23 protein-coding genes are annotated in these 22,901 nt (G+C 72.2%); 14 read left to right on the forward strand and 9 right to left on the reverse strand.

Annotated elements, in window-relative coordinates:
- Positions 1-438: 438 nt before the first annotated feature.
- Positions 439-948, reverse strand: coding sequence for a hypothetical protein (locus ABD236_RS20155; protein ID WP_344075180.1), 510 nt, complete (start codon positions 946-948; stop codon positions 439-441).
- Between the two features lie 107 nt (positions 949-1,055).
- Between ABD236_RS20155 and ABD236_RS20160 the strand changes: the two genes are divergently transcribed.
- Complete coding sequence (locus ABD236_RS20160; RefSeq protein WP_425543914.1) at positions 1,056-1,973, forward strand: DMT family transporter; 918 nt, start codon at positions 1,056-1,058, stop codon at positions 1,971-1,973.
- On the opposite strand, the gene ABD236_RS20165 is transcribed toward ABD236_RS20160, so the two are convergent.
- Entirely contained in the window at positions 1,951-3,078 is a 1,128-nt protein-coding gene (locus ABD236_RS20165) for a magnesium and cobalt transport protein CorA (RefSeq protein ID WP_344075181.1), read from the reverse strand. The two genes, ABD236_RS20160 and ABD236_RS20165, sit on opposite strands and share 23 nt — an antisense overlap.
- A 427-nt stretch (positions 3,079-3,505) precedes the next feature.
- Between ABD236_RS20165 and ABD236_RS20170 the strand changes: the two genes are divergently transcribed.
- The 4 genes from ABD236_RS20170 to ABD236_RS20185 all read left to right on the forward strand — a co-directional run bounded on the left by ABD236_RS20170 (position 3,506) and on the right by ABD236_RS20185 (position 6,635).
- Positions 3,506-4,090, forward strand: coding sequence for a suppressor of fused domain protein (locus ABD236_RS20170; protein WP_344075182.1), 585 nt, complete (start codon positions 3,506-3,508; stop codon positions 4,088-4,090).
- A gap of 79 nt (positions 4,091-4,169) precedes the next feature.
- Entirely contained in the window at positions 4,170-4,808 is a 639-nt protein-coding gene (locus ABD236_RS20175; protein WP_344075183.1) for a DUF6758 family protein, read from the forward strand.
- 120 nt (positions 4,809-4,928) lie between these two features.
- Positions 4,929-5,792: a PHP domain-containing protein gene (locus tag ABD236_RS20180; RefSeq protein ID WP_344075184.1), complete on the forward strand. Its 864-nt coding sequence runs from the start codon at positions 4,929-4,931 to the stop codon at positions 5,790-5,792.
- Positions 5,793-6,029: 237 nt separating this feature from the next.
- Positions 6,030-6,635 carry a MarC family protein gene (locus ABD236_RS20185; RefSeq protein ID WP_344075185.1) on the forward strand — a complete coding sequence of 202 codons (606 nt, stop codon included), beginning with the start codon at positions 6,030-6,032 and terminating at the stop codon, positions 6,633-6,635.
- Between the two features lie 109 nt (positions 6,636-6,744).
- On the opposite strand, the gene ABD236_RS20190 is transcribed toward ABD236_RS20185, so the two are convergent.
- On the reverse strand, positions 6,745-6,897 hold the full coding sequence (locus ABD236_RS20190) for a hypothetical protein (RefSeq protein ID WP_344075186.1): 153 nt from the start codon (positions 6,895-6,897) through the stop codon (positions 6,745-6,747).
- Positions 6,898-7,094: 197 nt separating this feature from the next.
- Between ABD236_RS20190 and ABD236_RS20195 the strand changes: the two genes are divergently transcribed.
- Positions 7,095-8,018 (forward strand): NYN domain-containing protein, encoded by a 924-nt coding sequence (locus tag ABD236_RS20195; RefSeq protein ID WP_344075187.1) that lies wholly within the window; start codon positions 7,095-7,097, stop codon positions 8,016-8,018.
- Positions 8,019-8,368: 350 nt separating this feature from the next.
- Here ABD236_RS20195 and ABD236_RS20200 read toward each other — a convergent pair whose 3' ends face one another.
- Both ABD236_RS20200 and ABD236_RS20205 read right to left on the reverse strand, forming a co-directional pair.
- On the reverse strand, positions 8,369-9,223 hold the full coding sequence (locus tag ABD236_RS20200; RefSeq protein WP_344075188.1) for an alpha/beta fold hydrolase: 855 nt from the start codon (positions 9,221-9,223) through the stop codon (positions 8,369-8,371).
- 100 nt (positions 9,224-9,323) lie between these two features.
- Positions 9,324-11,330: a DEAD/DEAH box helicase gene (locus tag ABD236_RS20205; protein ID WP_344075189.1), complete on the reverse strand. Its 2,007-nt coding sequence runs from the start codon at positions 11,328-11,330 to the stop codon at positions 9,324-9,326.
- A gap of 478 nt (positions 11,331-11,808) precedes the next feature.
- Here ABD236_RS20205 and ABD236_RS20210 point away from each other — a divergent pair, with 478 nt between their 5' ends.
- On the forward strand, positions 11,809-12,579 hold the full coding sequence (locus ABD236_RS20210) for a ferritin-like fold-containing protein (RefSeq protein WP_344075190.1): 771 nt from the start codon (positions 11,809-11,811) through the stop codon (positions 12,577-12,579).
- A gap of 20 nt (positions 12,580-12,599) precedes the next feature.
- Here ABD236_RS20210 and ABD236_RS35035 read toward each other — a convergent pair whose 3' ends face one another.
- The 4 genes from ABD236_RS35035 to ABD236_RS20230 form a co-directional block, all read right to left on the reverse strand.
- Positions 12,600-12,758, reverse strand: a complete 159-nt coding sequence (locus ABD236_RS35035; RefSeq protein ID WP_425543910.1) for a hypothetical protein — start codon at positions 12,756-12,758, stop codon at positions 12,600-12,602.
- A 331-nt stretch (positions 12,759-13,089) separates the two neighbouring features.
- Positions 13,090-13,317: a DUF3107 domain-containing protein gene (locus tag ABD236_RS20220; protein ID WP_067163735.1), complete on the reverse strand. Its 228-nt coding sequence runs from the start codon at positions 13,315-13,317 to the stop codon at positions 13,090-13,092.
- A gap of 132 nt (positions 13,318-13,449) precedes the next feature.
- Entirely contained in the window at positions 13,450-14,091 is a 642-nt protein-coding gene (locus ABD236_RS20225; RefSeq protein ID WP_344075193.1) for a TetR/AcrR family transcriptional regulator, read from the reverse strand.
- 146 nt (positions 14,092-14,237) lie between these two features.
- Positions 14,238-14,456, reverse strand: a complete 219-nt coding sequence (locus ABD236_RS20230; RefSeq protein WP_344075194.1) for a hypothetical protein — start codon at positions 14,454-14,456, stop codon at positions 14,238-14,240.
- A 117-nt stretch (positions 14,457-14,573) separates the two neighbouring features.
- On the opposite strand from ABD236_RS20230, the gene ABD236_RS20235 reads away from it, so the two are divergent.
- From ABD236_RS20235 to ABD236_RS20265, 7 genes are all read left to right on the forward strand, one after another.
- Entirely contained in the window at positions 14,574-15,542 is a 969-nt protein-coding gene (locus tag ABD236_RS20235) for an alpha/beta fold hydrolase (RefSeq protein WP_344075195.1), read from the forward strand.
- Between the two features lie 8 nt (positions 15,543-15,550).
- Complete coding sequence (locus tag ABD236_RS20240; protein WP_344075196.1) at positions 15,551-17,137, forward strand: DUF3152 domain-containing protein; 1,587 nt, start codon at positions 15,551-15,553, stop codon at positions 17,135-17,137.
- A gap of 88 nt (positions 17,138-17,225) precedes the next feature.
- Positions 17,226-17,321 carry an Ms4533A family Cys-rich leader peptide gene (locus ABD236_RS20245; RefSeq protein ID WP_317453741.1) on the forward strand — a complete coding sequence of 32 codons (96 nt, stop codon included), beginning with the start codon at positions 17,226-17,228 and terminating at the stop codon, positions 17,319-17,321.
- A gap of 175 nt (positions 17,322-17,496) precedes the next feature.
- Entirely contained in the window at positions 17,497-19,218 is a 1,722-nt protein-coding gene (locus ABD236_RS20250; RefSeq protein ID WP_344075198.1) for an ABC transporter substrate-binding protein, read from the forward strand.
- A 2-nt stretch (positions 19,219-19,220) separates the two neighbouring features.
- On the forward strand, positions 19,221-20,216 hold the full coding sequence (locus tag ABD236_RS20255; RefSeq protein WP_344075199.1) for an ABC transporter permease: 996 nt from the start codon (positions 19,221-19,223) through the stop codon (positions 20,214-20,216).
- A complete protein-coding gene (locus ABD236_RS20260) occupies positions 20,213-21,202 on the forward strand; it encodes an ABC transporter permease (RefSeq protein ID WP_344075200.1) in 990 nt (329 codons plus the stop codon). Before ABD236_RS20255 ends, ABD236_RS20260 begins: the two co-directional genes overlap by 4 nt.
- A complete protein-coding gene (locus ABD236_RS20265; protein WP_344075201.1) occupies positions 21,199-22,824 on the forward strand; it encodes a dipeptide ABC transporter ATP-binding protein in 1,626 nt (541 codons plus the stop codon). Before ABD236_RS20260 ends, ABD236_RS20265 begins: the two co-directional genes overlap by 4 nt.
- Positions 22,825-22,901: the final 77 nt, after the last annotated feature.

The following is a 22,901-nucleotide window of genomic DNA, read 5'->3' on the forward strand; positions in this document are numbered from 1 at the left end:
CGCGCCCCTGGGTAGGACGGCCCGTTCGGGCGGTTCTGCGCGCCCCTTGAAAACCCGTTTTCGTCCGCGGGCCGTGGCCGCTTCTCGCGCAGTTCCCCGCGCCCCTAAAAGCCTGTGGCTGAGCTGGGTTCTTCGGCGGACCCCGCACACCCCAAAGCCGTTGGCCGAGCTGGACTTCCCGGCGACGGCGGATCACCTAGGGGCGCGGGGAACTGCGCGAGAAGCGGCCACCGGCCCGCGGCCGACGAACCACCCAGGGGCGCGGGGAACTGCGCGACCAGCTGTCCACGGCCTGCGGACGAAAGCGGGTTTAGGGGCGCGGGGAACTGCGCGAGAAGCGGCCACTCAGCCGCAGACGAAGGCCGGGCGCAACAAGGGGCGCGGGGAACTGCGCGGGCAACCGTCCACTCAGCCGCAGACAAAGGCCGGGCACCACGCTCAGCGGCGGCGTCGCTTCCGCAGGAGTTTCGGCAGCGCCGCCGGGATCGGCTCGCGGGTGGTGGCCGGGGTTTCCACCGGGCGCGCGGCCAGGGAGTCCGAGGGCATCGCCGTGCGGACCGAGGCCGGGGCCAGCCGCAGCACCCGGCACTCCCGGGCCCACCGGCCCGTCACCGCCTCCCCGTCCGGCGCGTTCAGCCGCTTGCCCTTCAGCTCCGCGGCCACCGCCTCCCACAGCTCGCCGTGCGGCGCGACCTCGCTCACCGAGGCCGTCCAGGCCACCAGGCGCCCGCCCTTGTCCTTGCTGCGGACCGTCACCTCGGCCGTGCCGCCGTCGGCCAGGCCCTCCAGCGGCTGCTCGCCCGGGCCACCGCCCACCACGTACGCGGCGCCCTCGTGCCAGACGTGCCACAGGGCGCGGTCGGCGGTCCCGGTGCCCCGGACCCAGATCAGCCCGGACTTCTTGGTGGCCTCCTCGACGAGGGCCCGGTCGAGCAGCGCAGGTGTCATGGGGCCACTTTATGGGACGGCCCGGACGCGGCCCACGGCGTTGTCCACAGCGCGGACTGACAGTTCCGTAAATATGTTTAGCGCCTTACTCTCGGGGGGTGCCCACCGTGCCCGCCACCACCGCGCCCGCCACCGCTCCGGCCCGGACCGCCGCGACGGCCGCCCCCCGGGTGGACTTCGCGCTGCTCACCGTCGCCATCGCCAGCGTGTCGCTCTCCGCGCCGCTCATCGCCGCGACGGCGGCGCCCGCGCTGGCCATCGCGTTCTGGCGCAACGCCATGGCGGTGGGCGCGCTGACCCCGCTGGCCGCGGTCCGATACCGGGCGCAGCTGCGCGGGCTGACCCGCCGCGAGGTGGGACTCGCGGTCGCCGCCGGGGCGCTGCTCGCGGTGCACTTCGGGCTGTGGCTGCCGAGCCTGCGGATGACATCGGTGGCGTCGTCCACCGCGCTGTGCACCACCACGCCGATCTGGACCACGCTCGCCCTGCGGCTGCGCGGCCACCGGCCGCCCGCGATGGTCTGGGCCGGGACGCTGGCCGCCTGCGCGGGCGTGGTGCTGCTCACCGGCGTCGACCTGACCACCTCGCCGCGCGCGCTGGCCGGTGACGCCCTCGCCCTCGGCGGCGGTATCGCGGCGGCCGGATACGTGCTGCTCGGCGCCGAGGTGCGGCGGACCGTGGACACCGTCCCGTACACATACCTCTGCTACGGGACGGCCGCCGCCGGGCTGCTCGCCGCCTGTGTGGCGAGCGGCGCCGACCTCACCTCGTACTCCGGGGTGACCTGGGTCAAGCTCGCCGCGCTCACCGTCGCCGCCCAGCTGCTCGGCCACTCGCTGCTCAACCGGGTGGTGCGGGGCCTGGGCGCGTCCGTGACGTCCACGGCGATCCTCCTGGAGACGCCGGGCGCGGCCCTCATCGCCGCGCTCTGGCTGGGCCAGCAGCCGCCCGCGCTGGCCTGGCCCGCCCTGGTGGTGATCCTCGGCGGGCTCGCGCTCGTCGTCAGAGCCAGCCGTTCCGCTTGAGCGTGCGGTGGATGACCAGGCAGCTGCCCGCGATCGCGGCCAGCACCAGCGGATAGCCGTACTTCCAGTGCAGCTCCGGCATGTGGTCGAAGTTCATGCCGTACACCCCGCACACCATCGTCGGTACGGCGATGATCGCCGCCCATGAGGTGATCTTGCGCATGTCCTCGTTCTGCGCGAACGACGCCTGCGCCAGATTGGCCTGGAGGATCGAGTTCAGCAGCTCGTCGAAGCCGACGACGTGCTCCTGCACGCGCGCGAGGTGGTCGGCCACGTCGCGGAAGTACTTCTGGATGTCCGGGTCGACCAGCCGCATCGGGCGCTCGCTGAGCAGCTGCATCGGCCGCAGCAGCGGCGAGACCGCGCGCTTGAACTCCAGTACCTCGCGCTTGAGTTGGTAGATCCGTCCCGCGTCCGTGCCGCGCGGGCTGCCCTTGGACGGCGCCGAGAAGACGTCGATCTCCACCTCGTCGATGTCGTCCTGCATCGCGTCCACGACCGCCAGATAGCCGTCGACGACCTGGTCGGCGATGGCGTGCAGCACCGCCGAGGGGCCCTTGGCGAGCAGCTCGGGGTCGTCCTGGAGGCGCTTGCGCAGCGCGCGCAGCGAGCCCTGGCCGCCGTGCCGGACGGTGATCACGAAGTCCCGGCCGGTGAAGCACATCACCTCGCCGGTCTCCACGACCTCGCTGGTCGCGGTGAGTTCGGCGTGCTCCACGTAGTGGACGGTCTTGAAGACGGTGAAGAGCGTGTCGTCGTACCGCTCCAGCTTGGGCCGCTGGTGGGCGTGGACCGCGTCCTCCACGGCGAGCGGGTGCAGTCCGAACTCGGCGGCGATACCGGCGAATTCGGCCTCGGTCGGCTCGTGCAGCCCGATCCAGGCGAAGCCGCCCTCCTCCCGGACGTGCCGCATCGCCTCGCGCGGCGACAGGCACGAGTCGGCCTGGGTGCGCAGCCCGTCGCGGTAGACCGCGCAGTCGACGACCGCGCTGCTCGCGGAGGGGTCGCGGGTGTGGTCGTACGAGTTGTACGGGGTGGTGTTCTTGCGGAGCGACGGGCGCAGGGAGGGGCGGACCGCGGCGCGCAGGTCACGGATCATGGACATGGCAGAACTCCTTCACGGAGAGGCCGCCGACGGGCGTGGCACTGCCCGGAATGGGGACGTGACGCGAGAGCTGCGTACATCTGCGTACGTCCGCAAAGCGGGCGGTACCGCGGGCACGGTGACGGCGTTCGCTACTGAAACGGACTGGGCGAGGCGATGTGCTCTTCCGCCGTGCGAAATGCCATGAGACTCAGAGGTTTCCCGGTGGAGCCGCCGGGTATGGAGGTCTCGATCACAGGGAACAACGAAGGCGCACGGAAGAGCGGTTGGTACTGCCAGGCCGACTTCGATCCATCGCAGCCCCACCTCCTCCGGCCGGTCCCCCGTGAGGGACTTCCTGCTGCCCTGAACAGCGGCCAAGACTATCAGCCGGCGCAAGTGTCAAGTCCGTACTTTGCTCGTTCGATACGGCTTCTATGCTCAACTCATGGTTGATGTTCTTGCTCTCGTCGAGGCCAGGCTGCGCACCGCCCTCGGTGAACCGGACGCGCGCGCCGCGGTGACCTTCCTCGGTACGGACCGCATCGAGGTGCTGCGCTTCGCCGACGGGGACATCGTCCGCTATGCCACGCTCGGCATGTCGGCCCAGCCCATGACCGACCCCACCGCCGCCCTCGCCGACCCGGTGAAGGGCCCGCGCGCCGAGCTGGTCCTGTCCGTACGAGGCGGGCTCGCCGACACCGACAAGGTGCTGCGCCCGCTCGCCGTCCTCGCCTCCAGCCCGCAGGTCGAGGGCCTGGTGGTGACCCCCGGCGCCTCGCTCGACCTCGGGGAACCGCTGTGGCCCGGCGCGCCGTTCAGCTCGGTCCTGGTCGCGGAGCCCGGCGGCCTCGTCGAGGACCTGGAGCTCGACGACCCGATGGACCCGGTCCGCTTCCTGCCGCTGCTGCCGATGACCACGAACGAGGCGGCCTGGAAGCGGGTGCGCGGCGCGCAGGAGCTGGAGGAGCGCTGGCTGGCGAACGGCACGGACCTGCGCGATCCGCTGCGTACGTCCGTACGGCTCGACTAGCCCGGTCGCCCCCTTTGCCGCACTCCGACCGGGTGATCGTCCTTGACGCCGCGCGGGACGGGGAGGACCGTTGGCATCTATGAGGGGCGAACCCAGTTGCCCGAAGTGCGGAGGCCGGGTCAGGGCGCCCGGTCTCTTCGCCGACACCTGGCAGTGCGATGTGCACGGCACGGTGCACCCGCTGCAGCCGGTGGTCCCCCCGAGCGTCGAGGCGCTCGGTGTCGTGGTGCACCGGGCGAAGGTGCCCGTGTGGATGCCGTGGCCGCTGCCGATCGGCTGGCTCTTCACCGGAGTGGCGTGCGCGGGCGACGACCGCAGTGGCGGCCGGGCGACCGCGGTGGCCTGCTCGGGCCCCGCCCCGCTCGGCGGCATCGGTGAGCTGCTGCTGGTCGCGGAGGAGCTCGGCGTCGGCCTCGGCGCGCGCTACGCGGGCATCGACGGCCCCGACCCCGGCCCGTACATGAGCGTCGACAAACCGCCGCACGCCAAGGTCCTGGCGGCCGGGCGGCCCACCCCGTTGTGGCATGTGACCGGCACCCCCGACGACCGCGCCGTCTTCGCGGGCGAGGCGCGCGGCCTGTGGCTGTGGGCGATCGTGTGGCCCGAGCAGTCGGGTCTGCTGCTCTACGACGAGCTGGTCCTCACCGATCTGCGCGACGCCGGCGCCGAGGTCGAGCTGGTGCCGTGCGGGGCGCTGTCGCCACGGATCCTGTCGTGACGCGCGCGTGGCGGCGGGTTCCCGGTGCGGCCACCGCCACAGCCGTGACGGGCGGGGCAGGGGCTACGCGCAGTTATCCTTGATTGTCCCCTCTGCCATATCTACGCCCTGGAGTCACGCGTGCGCATCGACCTGCACACCCACTCCACGGCGTCCGATGGCACGGACACCCCCGCCGAGCTGGTCCTGAACGCGGCCGCCGCCGGTCTCGACGTCATCGCGCTCACGGACCACGACACCACCCGCGGCCACGCGGAGGCGACCGCGGCGCTGCCCGCCGGACTGACCCTGGTCACCGGTGCCGAGCTCTCCTGCCGCCTCGACGGCGTCGGCCTGCACATGCTGGCGTACCTCTTCGACCCCGAGGAGCCGGAGCTGGCGCGCGAGCGCGAGCTGGTCCGCGACGACCGGGTGCCGCGCGCCCAGGGGATGGTGGCCAGGCTCCAGGAGCTGGGCGTTCCCGTCACCTGGGAGCAGGTGGCGCGGATCGCGGGCGACGGCTCCGTCGGCCGGCCGCACGTCGCCGAGGCGATGGTCGAGCTGGGCGTCGTCGGCTCGGTCTCGGAGGCGTTCGTGCCCGAGTGGCTGGCGGACGGCGGACGCGCGTACGTCGGCAAGCACGAGCTCGACCCGTTCGACGCGGTCCGGCTGGTCAAGGCCGCGGGCGGGGTCACCGTCCTCGCGCACCCGCGCGCCCTCAAGCGCGGCCGGGTCGTGCCCGAGAGCGTCATAGCCGAGCTCGCCTCGGCCGGCCTCGACGGCATCGAGGTCGACCACACGGACCACGACGCGCCCACGCGCGCGAGGCTGCGCTCTCTCGCCGCCGAGATCGGTCTGCTGACGACAGGCTCCAGCGACTACCACGGCGACCGCAAGGCCGTCCGGCTCGGTGAGTGCACCACCGACCCCGAGATCTACGGCGAGATCATCCGCCGTGCGACGGGCGCGTTCCCCGTCCCGGGCGCGGGCGGAACCGGCCGCTAGGGCGTTTCTCCTGGATCTCGCCGGCTGCGGTTCCGCCGCGCTGTCGTGGTGCTCCGGCCGGACAGCTGGAGAGCCGGACAACCGGACAGCCGGACAGCCGGACCCCGCGACCCGGGCAGGATCCCCAGGACACGCCCCGGGGCCCGGACCCCTTCGCTCACCTTCTCCAAGCGGACTCCGCCTTCGCGGCGGCGTCCCCCTCTGCTCCGTACACCCCTCTTCCTGCAAGGCACCACCGTGTTCGACGCTGCCGTCTTCGGCTCCCTCTTCCTCACCCTCTTCGTCATCATGGATCCCCCCGGGATCACCCCGATCTTCCTCGCGCTCACCTCCGGGCGCCCCGCCAAGGTGCAGCGCAAGATGGCCTGGCAGGCCGCCGCCGTCGCCCTCGGCGTGATCACCGTCTTCGGTCTGGTGGGCAACCAGATCCTGGCGTATCTGCACATCGACGTGCCGGCGCTGATGATCGCGGGCGGTCTGCTCCTCCTGCTCATCGCGCTCGACCTGCTCACCGGCAAGATGGAGGAGCCGAAGCAGACCAAGGACGTCAACGTGGCGCTGGTGCCGCTGGGCATGCCGCTGCTCGCCGGGCCCGGCGCGATCGTCCAGGTGATCCTGGCGGTCCAGAACCACGACTCGTTCAGCGGACAGGTCGCCGTGTGGAGCGCGATCCTCGCGATGCACATCGTGCTCTGGCTGGTCATGCGGTACTCGCTGCTGATCATCAGGGTGATCAAGGACGGCGGAGTCGTCCTGGTGACGCGGCTGGCGGGCATGATGCTCTCCGCGCTCGCGGTGCAGCAGATCATCAACGGTGTCACCCAGGTGATCCACGGAGCCTGAGAGGCCGGCCGCTCGGCCTCACCCGCTCAGCGCACAGCGCACAAAGCGCCCCCGCACCGACGTTCGGTGCGGGGGCGCTTCGGCTTGCCGCGTAGGAGATCCTTACGCGTTACGAAGCAGAGCTGTCGGCCGGGCGGATGTAGATGCGCTGGCCGACTGCGGCGGCCTGCTGCACGATCCGGTTGACGGAGGCGGCGTCCACGACGGTGCTGTCCACGGCGGAGCCGTCGACGTCGTTGAGGCGCATGATCTCGAAGCGCATGGCTTCTCCCTTCGTCTGATCCTCCTGAAGGAGAACTGCTGGTGCTGATGGCACGGGAAGCTGGCCCCGTTACGACTGTTACAACGGGTTGCCCTTGGCAAACATTCCCTACGCTAAGGAAATTTTTTCACGAACTAAATACTGGCGGGTAAGGCACCGGTTGTGTGGGGTCGCTCACGCCGTTGAGAATGAGGGCAATGAGCGAAGCAGGCGACATCCCAGGCATCACCGACACCTCCGCCACCTCCGTCGGCGCGCAGCTGGAGCGCACCAACCAGCTGCTGCGGCGGATGCTGGCCGAGGTGGCGAAGACGCCCTCCACCCACGCGATCTTCGTGGACGCGGGCTATGTGTACGCGGCGGCGGGCCTCCTGGTCGCCGGGACGGAGGACCGGCGGTCCTTCGACCTCGACGCGGAGGGGCTGATCGAGGCCTTCATCGACAAGGCGCGCACGATCTTCGCGGACAGTCGGCTGCTGCGGGTGTACTGGTACGACGGCGCCCGGCGCCGGATCCACACCGCCGAGCAGCAGTCCATCGCCGAGCTGCCGGACGTGAAGGTGCGGCTCGGCAACCTCAACGCCAACAACCAGCAGAAGGGTGTCGACTCACTGATCCGCTCCGACCTGGAGTCCCTCGCCCGGCACCGCGCCATCAGCGACGCGGCGCTCATCGGCGGCGACGAGGACCTGGTCTCGGCGGTCGAGGCGGCGCAGGGGTACGGCGCGCGGGTCCATCTGTGGGGCATCGAGGCGGCCGAGGGCCGCAACCAGGCGGAGCCGCTGCTGTGGGAGGTCGACAGCCAGCGCACGTTCGACCTGGACTTCTGCAAGCCGTACGTCACTCGGCGGCCGGTGACGATGTACGAGGACAGCGGGCCGGCGCCGACGCGGGACGATGTGCGGTTCGTGGGGGCGCAGATCGCGGCGACGTGGCTGTCCTCGCGGGGCCGGGCCGCGCTGGCCGAGCTGCTGCCGGGCCACCCGTATCTGCCCGGCCCGGTGGACCAGGACCTCCTGGTGGAGGCGGAGCGGCTGTTGCAGCGGTCGTTGCGGGGGCATGCGGATTTGCGGCGGGCGCTGCGGGATGGATTTTGGCAGCACCTTCAGTCCCAGTACTAGTGGCTGCGCCCCGGCGTGCCCGGCCTTTGTCTGCGGGTGTGTGGGTGGCTGGTCGCGCAGTTCCCCGCGCCCCTTTTGTGCCCGGTCTTTGTCTGCGGGTGTGTGGTGGGTTGCTCGCGCAGTTCCCCGCGCCCCTAAAAGCCTGTGGCTGAGGTGGGCTCTTCGGCGGACCCCGCGCGCTCCAAAGCCGTTGGCTGAGCTGGACTTCCCGGCGACGGCGCATTACCTAGGGGCGCGGGGAACTGCGCGAGAAGCCGTCCACGGCCTGCGGACGAAAGCGGGTTTAGGGGCGCGGGGAACTGCGCGAGCAACCGTCCGCTCGCCCGCAGACAAAGGCCGGGCCCGCCGCGTCAGGGCGTCGTCCAGAAGTCCGTCAAGGAGGACGCCAGTGCCTCGGGGTGCGTTACGTTCGGGGAGTGGGCCGCGCCCGCCACCACCGTATGGCGCGCATCCGTCGCCCGGGCCAGCGCCGCCAGCTCATCCAGCGTCCACACCGTCTCCCCGTCCCCGTACGCGACATGCAGCGGCACCGGCAGCGCCGCGATCTGCTCCGTACGGTCCGGCTCGGTCCGCAACTGCCGCCCCGCGGCGATGAGTTGGCCCGGCCGGGTGTTGAACCACCGCTGCCGCAGGAACTCCGCGACATCCGGGGTCTCCGGTTCGTACGCGGGGTCCCGGCTGTCCAGCCACCGCGTCACCGCCCATACGACGGCCGACGGCAGCACCGGCAGCGCGGCCCGCAGCAGCCGGATCTTGGCGCGCTGCTCGGGGCCGACGTGCCCCGGCCCGGACGACAGCAGCGTCAGGGAGGCGAAGGAGCGCGGGGCGAGGCGGACGGCCGCGCGGGCCACCAGACCGCCGAAGGAGTGGCCGACCAGGTGCACCGGCCCGCCGCCGAGCGCCGCCGCCTGGGCGATCACGTCCTCGGCGAGGGCGCGCGGGGTGTAGCCGGACGCGCCGCGCGGCCCGGGGCTCTCGTGCTGGCCCCGCCCGTCGACGGCGACCGCCCGGTACCCGGCCCGCGCGAGCGGCTCAAGGAGCGCGAGGAAGTCCTCCTTGCTGCCGGTGAAGCCGGGCAGCAGCAGGGCGGTCCCGAGCGCGGGCCCGGCCGGCTCGCAGTCGAGCACGGCGAAGCGGCCGCGGGGCGTCTCCAGCAGGTACGCGCGTGTGCCGGAGGGCAGGGCCAGGGACCGGGGCTTGCTCATATGCCGAGCGTAACCGGGGTGTCCGGATGCCGGAGTGCCGCCCCGGGACGCACCTCGGCCCGGCACCCCCGAGGGGATGCCGGGCCGAGAGATGCGGTGCTTACGCCTCGGGCGCCGCGACCTTGCGGGTGCGGGTGCGGCGGGGCTTGGCCTCCGCCGCCGCCTCGGGGGCGGCCTCCGCGGTCTTCTTCGCGCGCGTACGACGCGGCTTGGTCTCGGCGACGGCGGCGACGGACGCCTCCGGCTCGGCCGCGACGGCCTTCTTGCGCGAACGGGCGGGCTTGGCGGCCGCCTCGGCGGCCTTCGCCGCGGCGATCTCCAGCGCGGCCGACTCCGGGGTCATGAAGCCGACCTCGGCGACGGGCGCCACCACCTTGCGCACCCGGCGGCGCGGCTTGACCGGCGCCTCGGCGACGGCCTCCACGACCGGCTCCGCCACCTTGCGGGTGCGGCGGCGCGGGGCGGCCACCGGCTCGGCGACGGCGACAGCGGCCACCTCGGCGGCGGGCGCCGGGACGACGGGCGCCTCGACGACGGCCGCGACGGCCTTGCGGGCCCGGGTGCGGCGCGGCTTGGGCTCGGCCTCCACCACGGTCTCCACGGCGGGCGCGGTCACGACGGGCGCGGCCACCGGCTCGGCGACGGCCACAGCGGCCACGGTCTCGGCGGCCGGGGCCGCCTCCACCGGGGCCACGCCCACCCGGGTGCGGCGACGGCGGCGCGGCGTACGCGGCTCGGCGTCCTCGACGGCCGGAGCGGACCGCTCCGGGGCCACGGGCGCCTGGCTGGACTCCTCGGCCTCCGCGACCTCGGAGCCACCGCGCGTACGACGGCGCTGACGCGGCGTACGCGTACGCGGCGCGCGCTCCTCGGTCGCGACCGGCGCGGCGGCGGCGGACTTGCGGCCGCGGCCGCCGGTCTCGCCCAGGTCCTCCAGCTCCTCGGCCGCAAGACCCGCACGGGTCCGCTCGGCGCGGGGCAGGATGCCCTTGGTGCCCGCCGGGATGTTGAGCTCCTCGAAGAGGTGCGGCGACGTCGAGTACGTCTCGACCGGGTCGTGGAACTTCAGGTCCAGCGCCTTGTTGATCAGCTGCCAGCGCGGGATGTCGTCCCAGTCGACCAGGGTGACGGCGGTGCCCTTGTTGCCCGCGCGGCCGGTGCGGCCCACGCGGTGCAGGAAGGTCTTCTCGTCCTCCGGCGACTGGTAGTTGATGACGTGCGTCACGCCCTCGACGTCGATGCCGCGGGCGGCGACGTCGGTGCAGACCAGCACGTCGACCTTGCCGTTGCGGAACGCGCGCAGCGCCTGCTCGCGGGCGCCCTGGCCGAGGTCGCCGTGGACCGCGCCGGAGGCGAAGCCGCGCTTGGCGAGCTGCTCGGCGATGTCGGCGGCCGTCCGCTTCGTACGGCAGAAGATCATCGCGAGTCCGCGGCCCTCGGCCTGGAGGATGCGCGCGACCATCTCCGGCTTGTCCATCGAGTGGGCGCGGAAGACGTGCTGCGAGATGTTGGCGACGGTCGCGCCCTCGTCGTCCGGCGCGGTGGCGCGGATGTGCGTGGGCTGCGACATGTAGCGACGGGCCAGGCCGATGACGGCGCCCGGCATGGTCGCCGAGAACAGCATGGTCTGGCGCTTCGCCGGAAGCATGTTGATGATCTTCTCGACGTCGGGCAGGAAGCCCAGGTCGAGCATCTCGTCGGCCTCGTCCAGGACGAGCGCGCGCACGTGCGAGAGGTCCAGCTTGCGCTGGCCCGCCAGGTCGAGCAGCCGGCCGGGGGTGCCGACGATCACGTCGACGCCCTTCTTGAGGGCCTCGACCTGCGGCTCGTACGCCCGGCCGCCGTAGATGGCGAGCACGCGGACGTTGCGGACCTTGCCGGCGGTGAGCAGGTCGTTGGTGACCTGGGTGCAGAGCTCGCGGGTGGGGACCACGACGAGCGCCTGCGGGGCGTCGGTGAGCTGCTCGGGCCTGGCCCGGCCCGCCTCGACGTCCGCGGGGACGGTGACGCGCTCCAGGAGCGGCAGTCCGAAGCCGAGCGTCTTGCCGGTGCCGGTCTTGGCCTGGCCGATGACGTCGGAGCCGGAGAGCGCGACGGGGAGCGTCATCTCCTGGATGGGGAAGGGGGACACGATGCCGACGGCCTCAAGGGCCTCGGCGGTCTCGGGGAGGATCCCGAGGTCTCGGAACGTAGTCAGGGTGCTGCCTCTTCTGTGAGACGCGGTACGGAGGCGAACGCGGCGGGTCTTACCGTGCCGGGTACATCCGGCCGGAGTCGGGAATCGACCGGGCCGGGTGGCGCGGGACCACTGCCGTCGCTCAAGCGTCGTGCCGCTGAGGGTCCCTCATCTGCGGTTACGCACTGTCGCGTGCCGCACTGGAGGGCTGTCGGGTCGGAGCCGACCGGGCGACCGACCGGGCATCCTCATTCATCAAGCCGCCCACCGAATACATGATCCTCGGCAGGCTCATTACCACTGTACCCCGGATTCGCGCATGTGTGTTGGGCGAATTCCCGGGAACCGGCCGGGCGCTCTGGCTGACCAGGCCCTTCCTCCCTGCCGGGAGCGGGCTATTGTGCGCTGCATGGAGACGCCTGACAACGCCAACACCGCCGGAACCGAAGCCGACGCGCCCGCCGCCGAAACCGCCGCGGAACCCACCGGGATCGCCGCCCAGGACTGGGCGACGGCCTCCGCCGAGCCGCAGTACCGGGCGGCCGTGGTGGATCTGCTCGGCGCCCTCGCGTACGGCGAGCTGGCGGCCTTCGAGCGGCTCGCCGACGACGCCAAGCTGGCGCCCTCGCTCGCCGACAAGGCGGAGCTGGCGAAGATGGCCTCGGCCGAGTTCCACCACTTCGAGCGGCTGCGCGACCGGCTCGCCGAGATCGACGCGGAGCCGACCGCCGCCATGGAGCCGTTCGCCAAGGCGCTGGACGACTTCCACCACCAGACCGCCCCGTCGGACTGGCTGGAGGGCCTGGTCAAGGCGTACGTGGGCGACTCGATCGCCAGTGACTTCTACCGCGAGGTGGCGGCCCGGCTCGACGCGGACACCCGCGACCTGGTGCTCGCGGTGCTCGACGACACCGGCCACGGCAACTTCGCGGTGGAGAAGGTGCGCGCCGCGATCGAGGCCGACCCGCGGCTGGGCGGCCGGCTCGCGCTGTGGGCGCGGCGGCTGATGGGCGAGGCGCTGTCGCAGGCCCAGCGGGTGGTCGCGGAGCGTGACGCGCTGTCGACGATGCTCGTCGGCGGGATGGCGGACGGCTTCGACCTGGCCGCGGTGGGCGAGATGTTCGCCCGGATCACCAAGGCCCACACCAAGCGCATGGCCGCGCTCGGCCTGGCCGCCTGACCCACGCCTCGGTGCGCCGCCTACGCCGCTGAGCGGCGCAGGCGGCCCCTCGGGCGCAGCAGCAGCGACAGCGCCACCACCGCGATGAAGGTGGCGCCGACGACTGTGGTCACCGTGTGGCCGGGGCCGACCGCCGAGTGCGTCAGGAAGGCGCCGAACAGGGCGCCGAGCGCGCCCACCGCGAAAACGGTTCGCCGCTCGGGAAGTCGGTGTGGCAGACGGGACGCGGCAGTCCAGGCGAGGGCGATTCCGAGAGCTACGGAGCCGAACGCTTCCAGGAGCATGAACGTCCCTCCCGCGGTGTGGCCAGGCGTATCAGGTCACAGCCGTCCTACCCGACGCTCGCGGAGCGCAATCCTCCCCTCACCGTGTGGAGCACAGCGGGGGCACAGGAAGCGCCCGCCCGGCGCACAGCGCCCCCAGAGCGCTGCCCCGGAGCGCTGAAGAAGCGCGAAAAGGAGCGGCCCGGCGGTCGATGACCGCCGGGCCGCTCCCTCGTTCCGCTGTGGGCTACAGCTGGCCGAAGCCCACCCGGCGAACCGTCGGCTCGCCGATCTCCACGTACGCGATCCGGTCGGCCGGCACGAGGACCTTGCGGCCCTTGTCGTCCTGGAGGCTGAGCAGCTGCGCCTTGCCGGCGAGGGCGTCGGCTACCGCGCTCTCGACCTCTTCGGCGGACTGCCCGCTCTCCAGAACGATCTCCCGGGGCGCGTGCTGCACGCCGATCTTGACCTCCACGGCTATGTCCCTCCGACGGTCTGCGGTGCGCGGTCAGCCGCGCCGTACCCCGCACACATTAGCCCGGAGAGGGGACCCGGACGGGCGGGCGCCGCACGCTAGGAGCGAACACCCGCACCCGGCAAGCGCTGTTCAGTGGCCCTCGGAGCCGTGCAGCGGGAAGCCCGCGATACCGCGCCAGGCCAGCGAGGTGAGCAGCTGCACCGCCTTCTCGCGGGGGATCGCCGACTCGCTGGAGAGCCAGTAGCGGGCGACCACCTGGGAGACCCCGCCGAGGCCGACGGCCAGCAGCATCGACTCGTCCTTGGACAGGCCGGTGTCCTCGGCGATCACGGCCGAGATGGCCTCGGCGCACTGGAGGCTGACCCGCTCGACCCGCTCGCGCACGGCGGGCTCGTTGGTCAGGTCCGACTCGAAGACGAGGCGGAAGGCGCCGCCCTCGTCCTCCACGTACGCGAAGTAGGCGTCCATGGTGGCCGCGACGCGCAGCTTGTTGTCGCTGGTGGAGGCGAGCGCCGTGCGCACGGCCTGGAGCAGCGCCTCGCAGTGCTGGTCCAGCAGGGCCAGATAGAGGTCCAGCTTTCCGGGGAAGTGCTGGTAGAGGACCGGCTTGGAGACCCCGGCCCGCTCCGCGATGTCGTCCATCGCGGCCGAGTGGTACCCCTGTGCGACGAAGACTTCCTGGGCCGCGCCCAGAAGCTGATTGCGGCGGGCCCGGCGGGGCAGGCGCGTGCCTCGCGGGCGCGCCGCCTCGGTCTGCTCGATGGCTGTCACGCCGCCTCCCAAAAATTGATCTCGTGCGCGATGGACGCGCGCCGCCATCGTACTTTTGGGTAACCCGGCTGTGCGCGGTGCGCACGCAGAATTTCACGGACCGGACGCGCTGGGTAGCCGGAGATAGACCCGGTTATCCGAACAAATCAGCGGTAGTCGTCCTCGTCGAGGGAGACGACCCGGGCCTGTTCGGCCACATCTGCCACGTTCGCCGCGGCCGGGTCGACATGGGTGAGCGGTTCGTCGCGGTCCTGCCGTACGTCGGTGTGCTGCTCGGCCGCGTCCGCTTCGGGTGTCTCCTCGTCGAGTTCCACCGCACCGTTCTCTTCCTGGAACACTTCGGGATCACTGGGGTCGACGGGCATGATTGCTCCCTTTTTGAGGGCTTGGTTACGAGCCTATGGGCTAGCTCTGCGCACCGCTATGCGATCTGTGACGGCGAACACATGAACCACGGTGTGATCGTCTCGTAACATTGCCGCATGTCTTCGACCGACCTGCCGGAAGCCCTTGCCGCCGCTGTCGCCCCGGTACCCCGGGTGGGCGCGGTCCGGGTGGCAGTCGGTGAAGAGCTGCGCCCGGTGAGTCTGCCCGGGCTGACGCTGAACATCCGCACCCGTCCGAGTACGGCACCCGGCCTCGAGCCCGCGCTGTTCGTGCACGGGCTCGGCGGCTCCTCGCAGAACTGGTCCGCGCTGATGCCGCTGCTCGCGGACACGGTGGACTGCGAGGCGGTGGACCTGCCCGGGTTCGGCGACTCCGCGCCGCCGGACGACGGCGACTACTCGGTCACCGGCCACGCGCGCGCGGTGATCCGGCTGCTCGACGCCGAGCGGCGCGGGCCCGTCCACCTCTTCGGCAACTCGCTCGGCGGCGCCGTCGCCACCCGGGTCGCGGCGGTCCGCCCGGACCTGGTCCGCACCCTCACCCTGATCTCGCCCGCGCTCCCCGAGCTGCGCGCCCAGCGCACCGCCTGGCCGACCGCGCTGCTCGCGGTGCCCGGAGTGGCCTCGCTCTTCACGCGGATGACCAAGGACTGGACGGCCGAGGACCGCACCCGCGGGGTGATGGCCCTCTGTTACGGCGATCCCGGCCGGGTGAGCCCCGAGGCGTTCCGGGCCGCGGTCGAGGAGATGGAGCGCCGCCTCCAGCTGCCGTACTTCTGGGACGCGATGGCCCGCTCGGCGCGGGGTGTCGTGGACTCGTACACGCTGGGCGGGCAGCACGGGCTGTGGCGGCAGGCGGAGCGGGTGCTCGCGCCGACGCTGCTGGTCTACGGCGGACGGGACCAGCTCGTGGGCTTCCGGATGGCGCGCAGAGCGGCGGCGGCGTTCCGCGGGTCGAGACTGCTGACGCTGCCCGACGCCGGGCACGTGGCGATGATGGAGTATCCGGAGGTGGTCGCGCAGGCCTTCCGGGACCTGGTCGACGACTGCGGAAACAGGAGCTGATCCGGGGCGTGGGACGACACAGCCGACCCAAGGGCTCACCCGAGGCCGCCCGCGAGGCGACCGGGCCCGCACCGGCGCCGCAGGGCGGGCCGGCGCCGAGCGGACGCCGCCGCGCCGACGGCCCGCCGAGCGGCCAGGTGCCGCGGATCCGCACCGCCCCCCAGCACCAGGGCGGCGCCACCCCGGCGCACGGGGCGCCCGTGCGCGGCGGCCACCCCGAGCACCACGAGGGCGGGGGCGGCTGGGGCGAGCCCGCCGGGCCGCGCCCCTTCCAGGCGCAGGGCGGCCCGGGTGTCCGAATACCGGGACCCCGTCGCGAGTACGTGGACGCCTTCGACGGCGCCGACCGGACGGACACCGCCTCCCACGGCGCGACCGCCCCCGCGGACACCGCCCCGTACCCCCGGGTCACGCCCACCGACACCGGTACCTACCGCAAGGCCTCCCCGGCCGACACCGGCTCCCACCGCCGCCCGGACCCGGCCGACACCGGCTCCCACCGCCGCCCGGACCCGGCCGACACCGGCTCCCACCGCCGCCCGGACCCGACGGACACCGGCTCCCACCGCCGTCCTGACCCCGACGACACCGGATCCCACCGCCGTCCTGACCCCGACGACACCGGATCCCACCGCCGGATGGTCGTGGCCGACACGGGTGAGCGGCGCAGGGTCGTTCCCGCGCCCACCGCCTCGCGCCCGGCCCCCGCGCCGGCCGTGCCCCGCCCGGTCCCCGCGCCCGAGCGGACCGAGAGCGAACCCGAGCGGAAGGCCCCCAGGAAGGGGAAGTCCGCCAAGGGCCGCACCCTCACCGGGATCGCGGCGGCCGCCGTCACCACCGTGCTCGCGGTCGTGGTGGCCGGGCAGGTCACCTCCGACGGCGGCCACAAGACCGGCGCCCAGTCGGCCGACGACAACGCCCGCGGCGGCGACGGCCCCGCCTCCCGCTCCAAGGACCGCTCGACCCCCCAGCAAGCGGCCCCGGCCAAGCCCGCCACGTACGAGCAGAAGATGGCCCTCCAGTACCCGATCGACCCCAAGCTGAAAGGTTCCGGCGAGTTCGAGCCGGTGCCGGGCTCGGCGGCGGCGCCGGGCAAGGGGCGCAAGTACCGCTACCGGGTGGACATCGAGAAGGGCCTCGACCTGGACGGCGCCCTCTTCGCCGAGGCCGTGCAGAAGACCCTCAACGACGACCGCAGCTGGGCGCACGACGGGGCGAAGACCTTCGAGCGCATCTCCTCCGGCAAGCCCGACTTCGTGGTGACGCTGGCCAGCCCCGGCACCACCGGCACCTGGTGCGCCAAGTCCGAGCTGGACGTCACCGAGCAGAACGTCTCCTGCGACTCGGCCGCCACCGAGCGCGTGATGATCAACGCGTTCCGCTGGGCACAGGGCTCGGAGACGTTCGGCGCCCAGGCGATGTACGCCTACCGGCAGATGCTCATCAACCACGAAGTGGGACACCGGCTCGGCCACGGACATGTGAGCTGTCGCACTCCCGGGGCGCTCGCCCCGGTGATGCAGCAGCAGACCAAGTCCTTGGACATAGACGGGATCAAGTGCCGTCCCAACGCCTGGCCCTACCCGACTGGTTGAGACCAGTCCGGCCCCGCTGTCCACAGTGTGGGACAACCGTCTCAATCTCGGTTGACAGTGGACAGCGGGGCTTTGCATAGTTCTCGGCATGCCGCACCGCCCCGTCACCCCCGCACGCGCCGCCATCGAGCTGGCGCTGATCGGCGTGACCGGGCTCTGCGTAGCCGACATTCACTGTTGCTGACGCCCACTCGCGCGCAGTTTCCTTCTCTTTGCGCCCGGGTATTTCCGTCTCTGCTCATTCGCGCGGGCGCAGCACTCTCTCTTGTTCGAAGACCATGACGCCGTCATGGGCCGAGACAGACGCCCGCGTCCGTTTTGCCCCTGTCCGGCAGTCACCCCGAGAGGTCTTCATTCCGATGCGCCAGATGTCCGGAAACGTCGCAAGAGCGGCAGCGATAGCCGTGGTTCTCGCCGTGGGCGCCGTCGCCTGCGGCCCCGACGACAGTGGCTCGGGGAACGCCGGCGGCAGCTCGGACGGCAAGCCCGCCAAGGGCGGCACGCTCTCCGTCCTCAACAACGAGCCGCAGACCGACTTCGACCCGGCGCGGCTCTACACCTCCGGCGGCGGAAACGTTCCGTCCCTGGTGTTCCGCACGCTCACCACACGCAACCGTGAGGCCGGCGCCGAGGGCACCAAGGTCGTCCCGGACCTCGCCACCGACACCGGCAAGCCCAACGCCGACGCCACGGTGTGGACGTACACCCTCAAGGACGGCCTCAAGTACGAGGACGGCACGCCGATCACGACGGCCGACATCAAGTACGGCATCGAGCGGTCCTTCGCGGCCGAGCTCTCCGGCGGCGCGCCCTACCTGCGCGACTGGCTGGTGGGCGGCGACAAGTACGAGGGCCCCTACAAGGACGGCGGCAAGGGCCTCGCCTCCATCGAGACGCCCGACGCCAAGACCATCGTCTTCCATCTGAACAAGCCCGAGGGCGAGTTCCCGTACCTGGCGACGCAGACGCAGTTCGCGCCGGTCCCCAAGGCCAAGGACACCGGCACCAAGTACGAGTCGCACCCGGTCTCCTCCGGCCCGTACAAGGTCGTCAAGAACGAGAACGACGGCGAGCACCTGGTCCTGGAGCGCAACACCAACTGGTCCGAGGCCACCGACGCCGAGCGCAAGGCCTACCCGGACACCATCGACGTCCGCTCCGGCCTCGACGCCTCCGTCATCAACCAGCGCCTGTCCGCCTCCCAGGGCCCGGACTCGGCCGCCGTCACCACCGACACCAACCTCGGCCCGGCCGAGCTCGCCAAGATCGGCGGCGACAAGGCGCTCGCCGGACGGGTGGGCACCGGCCACTTCGGCTACACCAACTACATCGGCTTCAACCCGAAGGTGAAGCCGTTCGACGACCCCAAGGTGCGCCAGGCCATCGCGTACGCGGTGGACCGCAGCTCGGTCGTCAACGCGGTCGGCGGCTCCTCGCTCGCCGAGCCCGCCACCACCTTCCTGCCCAACCAGAAGGCGTTCGGCTACACCGAGTTCGACCACTTCCCGGCGGGCGCCTCCGGCAACGCCGCCAAGGCCAAGGAGCTCCTGAAGGAGGCGGGTCACCCGGACGGTCTCACCGTCACGCTGACCCACACCAACGCCAAGGGCGGCCCCAAGGGCCCCGAGGTCGCCACCGCCCTCCAGGACGCCCTGAAGAAGGCCGGGATCACGGTCAAGCTCCAGGGCCTGGAGGCCAACGACTACAACGAGACGATCCAGAGCGTCAGCAAGGAGCCCGGCTTCTTCCTGCGCGGCTGGGGCGCGGACTGGCCGTCCGGCGGCCCGTTCCTCGCCCCGATCTTCGACGGCCGCCAGATCGTCAAGGACGGCGCCAACTTCAACACCGGCCTCCTGGACGACCCGGCGGTCAACAAGGAGATCGACGAGATCAACAAGCTGACCGACCTCGCCGCGGCCGCGCCGCGCTGGGGCGCCCTGGACAAGAAGATCGGTGAGCAGGCCGTCGTGGTCCCGCTCTTCCACCCGGTCTACAAGCGCCTGGTCGGCAAGGACGTCAAGAACGTCGTCATCAGCGACTGGACCGGTGTGCTCGACATCTCCCAGGTCGCGGTCAAGTAGCCATGAGCAGTGAGGCCTTGTTGGCCTCCCAGGCGGGAGCGGCCCAGGTGGCCGCTCCCGCTTCGGGGGCCCGTCAGTTCTGGCGGCGGCTGCGCGCCCAGCGTGCCGTGACCGTCGCCGCCGTCGTCTTCGCGCTGCTGGTGCTCGTCGCGCTCACCGCGCCGCTGCTCACCGCCCTGGAGGGGCAGGACCCCAACACCTTCCACCCGTCTCTGGTCGACTCGGCGGCGGGCGGCGTGCCCAAGGGCTCGTTCGGCGGGATCAGCGGCGACCACTGGCTCGGCGTGGAGCCCCAGACCGGCCGCGACCTGTTCGCCCGGCTCGTCTACGGCGCCCGGGTCTCGCTCGGCGTGGCCTTCATCGCCACCCTGGTGCAGGTGTTCATCGGGGTGAGCCTCGGACTGCTCGCCGCCCTCGGCGGGCGCTGGGCCGACCAGGTCATCAGCCGCTTCACCGACGTGGTGGTGGCGCTGCCGCTGCTCGTCATCGGCCTCGGCCTGATCGCGGTCGTGCCCGACTCGGTGCCCCGCCCGGTGCTCATCACCTTTGTCATCTCGGTGGTCGGCTGGTCCGGCACCTCTAAGATCGTGCGCTCCTCGGCGCTCAGCCTCAAGTCCCTGGACTACGTCTCGGCGGCCCGGCTCAGCGGCTGGGGCAGGCTCGCGATCGCCCGGCGCGAGCTGCTGCCCGCGCTGGCCGCGCCCGTCATCACGTACGGCGTGCTGCTCGTGCCCGCCAACGTCTCCATCGAGGCGGCGCTCTCCTTCCTCGGCGTCGGCATCAAGCCGCCCACCCCGTCGTGGGGGCAGATGCTCACCGAGGCCAACACCTGGTACCAGTCGGCGCCCACCTATCTGCTGCTGCCGGCCGGTTTCCTGTTCGTCACCGTGCTCTCGCTCACCGTCGTCGGCGAGGGCGTGCGCACCGCGCTCGACCCGAGGGCCGCCTCGCGGCTCAAGGTCGGCGTCAAGTCCCGTAAGAAGGAGGCCACGAAGTGACGGGCTTCCTGCTGCGACGGCTCGGCGGCGCGGTCTTCGTGCTGCTCGCCCTCTCCGTCGTCGTCTACCTCGTCTTCTACGCCGCTCCCGGCAACGTCGCCCAGATCGTCTGCGGCGAGCGCTGCTCCCCGGCCCAGGTGGCCCAGGTGCACGACCGCCTCCAGCTCGGCGACCCGATCCACGTCCAGTACTGGCACTTCCTCCAGGGGCTGTTCGCCGGGCGCGACTTCTCCTCCGGCGTCGGCGTCGTCCACTGCGACGCGCCCTGCCTCGGTCTGTCCTACCGCCAGGACTCGCCGGTCACCGACATCCTCGTGAACAAGCTGCCCGTCACCGGCTCGCTGGTGATCGGCGCGTTCGTGCTGTGGATCCTGCTCGGCGTCGGCACCGGGCTGCTCTCCGCGTGGAAGCGCGGCGGCGCCGTCGAGCGGACGCTGACCGGGCTCACCCTGATCGGCTTCTCCACCCCGGTCTTCGTGATCGGCCTGGTGCTGATCATCGTCTTCTGCTCGACGCTCGGCTGGCTGCCGTTCCCGCAGTACACCCCGTTCTCGGACAACCCCGAGCAGTGGTTCTGGGGGCTCCTGCTGCCGTGGATCTCGCTGGCGCTGATCGAGAGCGCCAAGTACGCGCGCCTGGTGCGCAGCTCGATGCTGGAGACCCTCGCCGAGGACCATGTGCGCACCTTCCGGGCGTACGGGCTCACCGAGCGTGCCATCGTCGGCAAGCACGCCCTGCGCGGCGCGGTCGCCCCCGTCATCGCGCTCAGCGCGCTGGACGCGGGCTCCATGTTCGGCGGCGCCGTGCTCACCGAGTCGCTCTTCGGCATCCAGGGCATCGGCAAGCTCCTGGTGGACTCGGTCCGCCAGGTCGACCTGCCCGTCGTGGTCGGCGTCGTCATGACGACCGGCTTCTTCGTCGTACTGGCCAATGCCGTCGCGGACGCGCTCTACGCGATGGCGGACCGACGGGTGGTGCTGTCATGAGCGAGGCCACGACCGAGGCGCTGGTGGAGGTCACCGACCTCGCCGTCACCTTCGGCGACACCCGGGCCGTGGACGGCCTCTCCTTCACCCTGGCGCCCGGCGCCGCCCTCGGCGTCGTCGGCGAGTCCGGCTCCGGCAAGAGCGCCTCCGCCTACGCCCTGCTCGGCCTGCACCGGGGCACCGGCGCCCTGGTCGAGGGGAGCGTGAGGGTCGCCGGCACCGACGTCCACAACGCCTCCGACGCCGAACTGCGCAGGCTGCGCGGCGGAGTGGCGGCGATGGTCTTCCAGGACCCGCTCTCCTCCCTCGACCCGTACTACGCCATCGGCGACCAGATCGCCGAGGTCTACCGGGTGCACCGGGGCGGCTCCAAGCGGGCGGCACGCGCGCGTGCCGTCGAGGTGCTCGACCGCGTGGGCATCCCGGACGCCGCCCGCAAGGCGCGCTCGCGCCCGCACGAGTTCTCCGGCGGAATGCGCCAGCGCGCGCTCATCGCGATGGCGCTGGCCTGCGAGCCGAAGCTGCTGATCGCGGACGAGCCGACCACCGCCCTCGACGTCACCGTCCAGGCCCAGATCCTCGACCTGCTGCACGGACTGCGCCAGGAGACCGGGATGGGGCTCCTCCTCGTCACCCACGACGTGGGCGTGGCGGCGGAGAGCGTCGACGACGTCCTGGTCATGCGGCAGGGGCGCGCGGTGGAGCGCGGACCGGTGCGGAACGTGCTCGGCGCGCCCGAGGCCGCGTACACCAAGGAGCTCCTGTCGGCGGTGCCGCGCCTGGACGCGGCCAAGCCGGCCGCCCCCGACGCCGGTGAACCGCTGCTCGAAGCCCGCGACCTGCGCAAGGTCTTCGGGCGCGGCAAGGGCGCCTTCACCGCCGTCGACGGGGTCTCGCTCACCGTGCGGCGCGGCGAGACCCTCGGCGTGGTCGGGGAGAGCGGCAGCGGCAAGACGACGCTGGGCCGGATGCTGGTGGGCCTGCTCGACACCACCTCCGGCAGCATCCACCGCGACGGCACGGCCGTGCAGATGGTCTTCCAGGACCCGGTCGCCTCGCTCAACCCCAGGCGCTCGATCGGCGAGTCGGTGGCCGACCCGCTGCGCGCCTCGGGCGTACGGGACGAACAGCGCGTCCGCGCGCGCGTGGGCGAGCTCCTGGAGCGGGTCGGCCTCGACCCGGACCGCTACGACCGGTATCCGCACGAGTTCAGCGGCGGCCAGCGCCAGCGCGTCGGCATCGCCCGCGCGCTCGCGGCCGAACCGCAGCTGATCGTCTGCGACGAGCCGGTGTCCGCGCTCGACGTGACCACCCAGGCCCATGTCACCGAACTCCTCGCCGAGTTGCAGCGCGAACTCGGGCTCGGGCTCGTCTTCATCGCACACGACCTCGCCGTCGTACGGCAGGTCAGCGACCGGGTCGCGGTGATGCGCCGGGGCCGGATCGTGGAGGAGGGCGCGGTGGACGAGGTGTACGGCTCGCCCAAGGACCCGTACACCCGGCAGCTGCTCGCGGCCGTGCCGACCGTCGACCCGGTGCTCGCCGCGGTGCGCCGCGCCGCCCGCAAGGAGCTGCGCGAGCAGCTGCGCGAAGAGAGCCGCGACGAGGTGGCCGCGGCCTGACGCTCCGTCACGCTCCCGCCCCGTAGCGCGACAAAACGTGCTCGGGGAGGGAAAGTTACGTGCATTCACCCCTTCCG

The sequence above is a fragment of the Streptomyces crystallinus genome, from assembly GCF_039521265.1.
GTDB classification, from domain to species: domain Bacteria; phylum Actinomycetota; class Actinomycetes; order Streptomycetales; family Streptomycetaceae; genus Streptomyces; species Streptomyces crystallinus.

Bases quoted from the DNA above. Each gene is read 5' to 3' on its own strand.
- ABD236_RS20155 (WP_344075180.1), bottom strand. From the start codon at position 948: ATGACACCTGCGCTGCTCGACCGGGCCCTCGTCGAGGAGGCCACCAAG.
- ABD236_RS20165 (WP_344075181.1), bottom strand. From the start codon at position 3,078: ATGTCCATGATCCGTGACCTGCGCGCCGCGGTCCGCCCCTCCCTGCGC.
- ABD236_RS20170 (WP_344075182.1), top strand. From the start codon at position 3,506: ATGGTTGATGTTCTTGCTCTCGTCGAGGCCAGGCTGCGCACCGCCCTC.
- ABD236_RS20175 (WP_344075183.1), top strand. From the start codon at position 4,170: ATGAGGGGCGAACCCAGTTGCCCGAAGTGCGGAGGCCGGGTCAGGGCG.
- ABD236_RS20190 (WP_344075186.1), bottom strand. From the start codon at position 6,897: ATGCGCTTCGAGATCATGCGCCTCAACGACGTCGACGGCTCCGCCGTG.
- ABD236_RS20195 (WP_344075187.1), top strand. From the start codon at position 7,095: ATGAGCGAAGCAGGCGACATCCCAGGCATCACCGACACCTCCGCCACC.
- ABD236_RS20200 (WP_344075188.1), bottom strand. From the start codon at position 9,223: ATGAGCAAGCCCCGGTCCCTGGCCCTGCCCTCCGGCACACGCGCGTAC.
- ABD236_RS20205 (WP_344075189.1), bottom strand. From the start codon at position 11,330: ATGACGCTCCCCGTCGCGCTCTCCGGCTCCGACGTCATCGGCCAGGCC.
- ABD236_RS20210 (WP_344075190.1), top strand. From the start codon at position 11,809: ATGGAGACGCCTGACAACGCCAACACCGCCGGAACCGAAGCCGACGCG.
- ABD236_RS20230 (WP_344075194.1), bottom strand. From the start codon at position 14,456: ATGCCCGTCGACCCCAGTGATCCCGAAGTGTTCCAGGAAGAGAACGGT.
- ABD236_RS20235 (WP_344075195.1), top strand. From the start codon at position 14,574: ATGTCTTCGACCGACCTGCCGGAAGCCCTTGCCGCCGCTGTCGCCCCG.
- ABD236_RS20245 (WP_317453741.1), top strand. From the start codon at position 17,226: ATGCCGCACCGCCCCGTCACCCCCGCACGCGCCGCCATCGAGCTGGCG.
- ABD236_RS20250 (WP_344075198.1), top strand. From the start codon at position 17,497: ATGCGCCAGATGTCCGGAAACGTCGCAAGAGCGGCAGCGATAGCCGTG.
- ABD236_RS20255 (WP_344075199.1), top strand. From the start codon at position 19,221: ATGAGCAGTGAGGCCTTGTTGGCCTCCCAGGCGGGAGCGGCCCAGGTG.
- ABD236_RS20265 (WP_344075201.1), top strand. From the start codon at position 21,199: ATGAGCGAGGCCACGACCGAGGCGCTGGTGGAGGTCACCGACCTCGCC.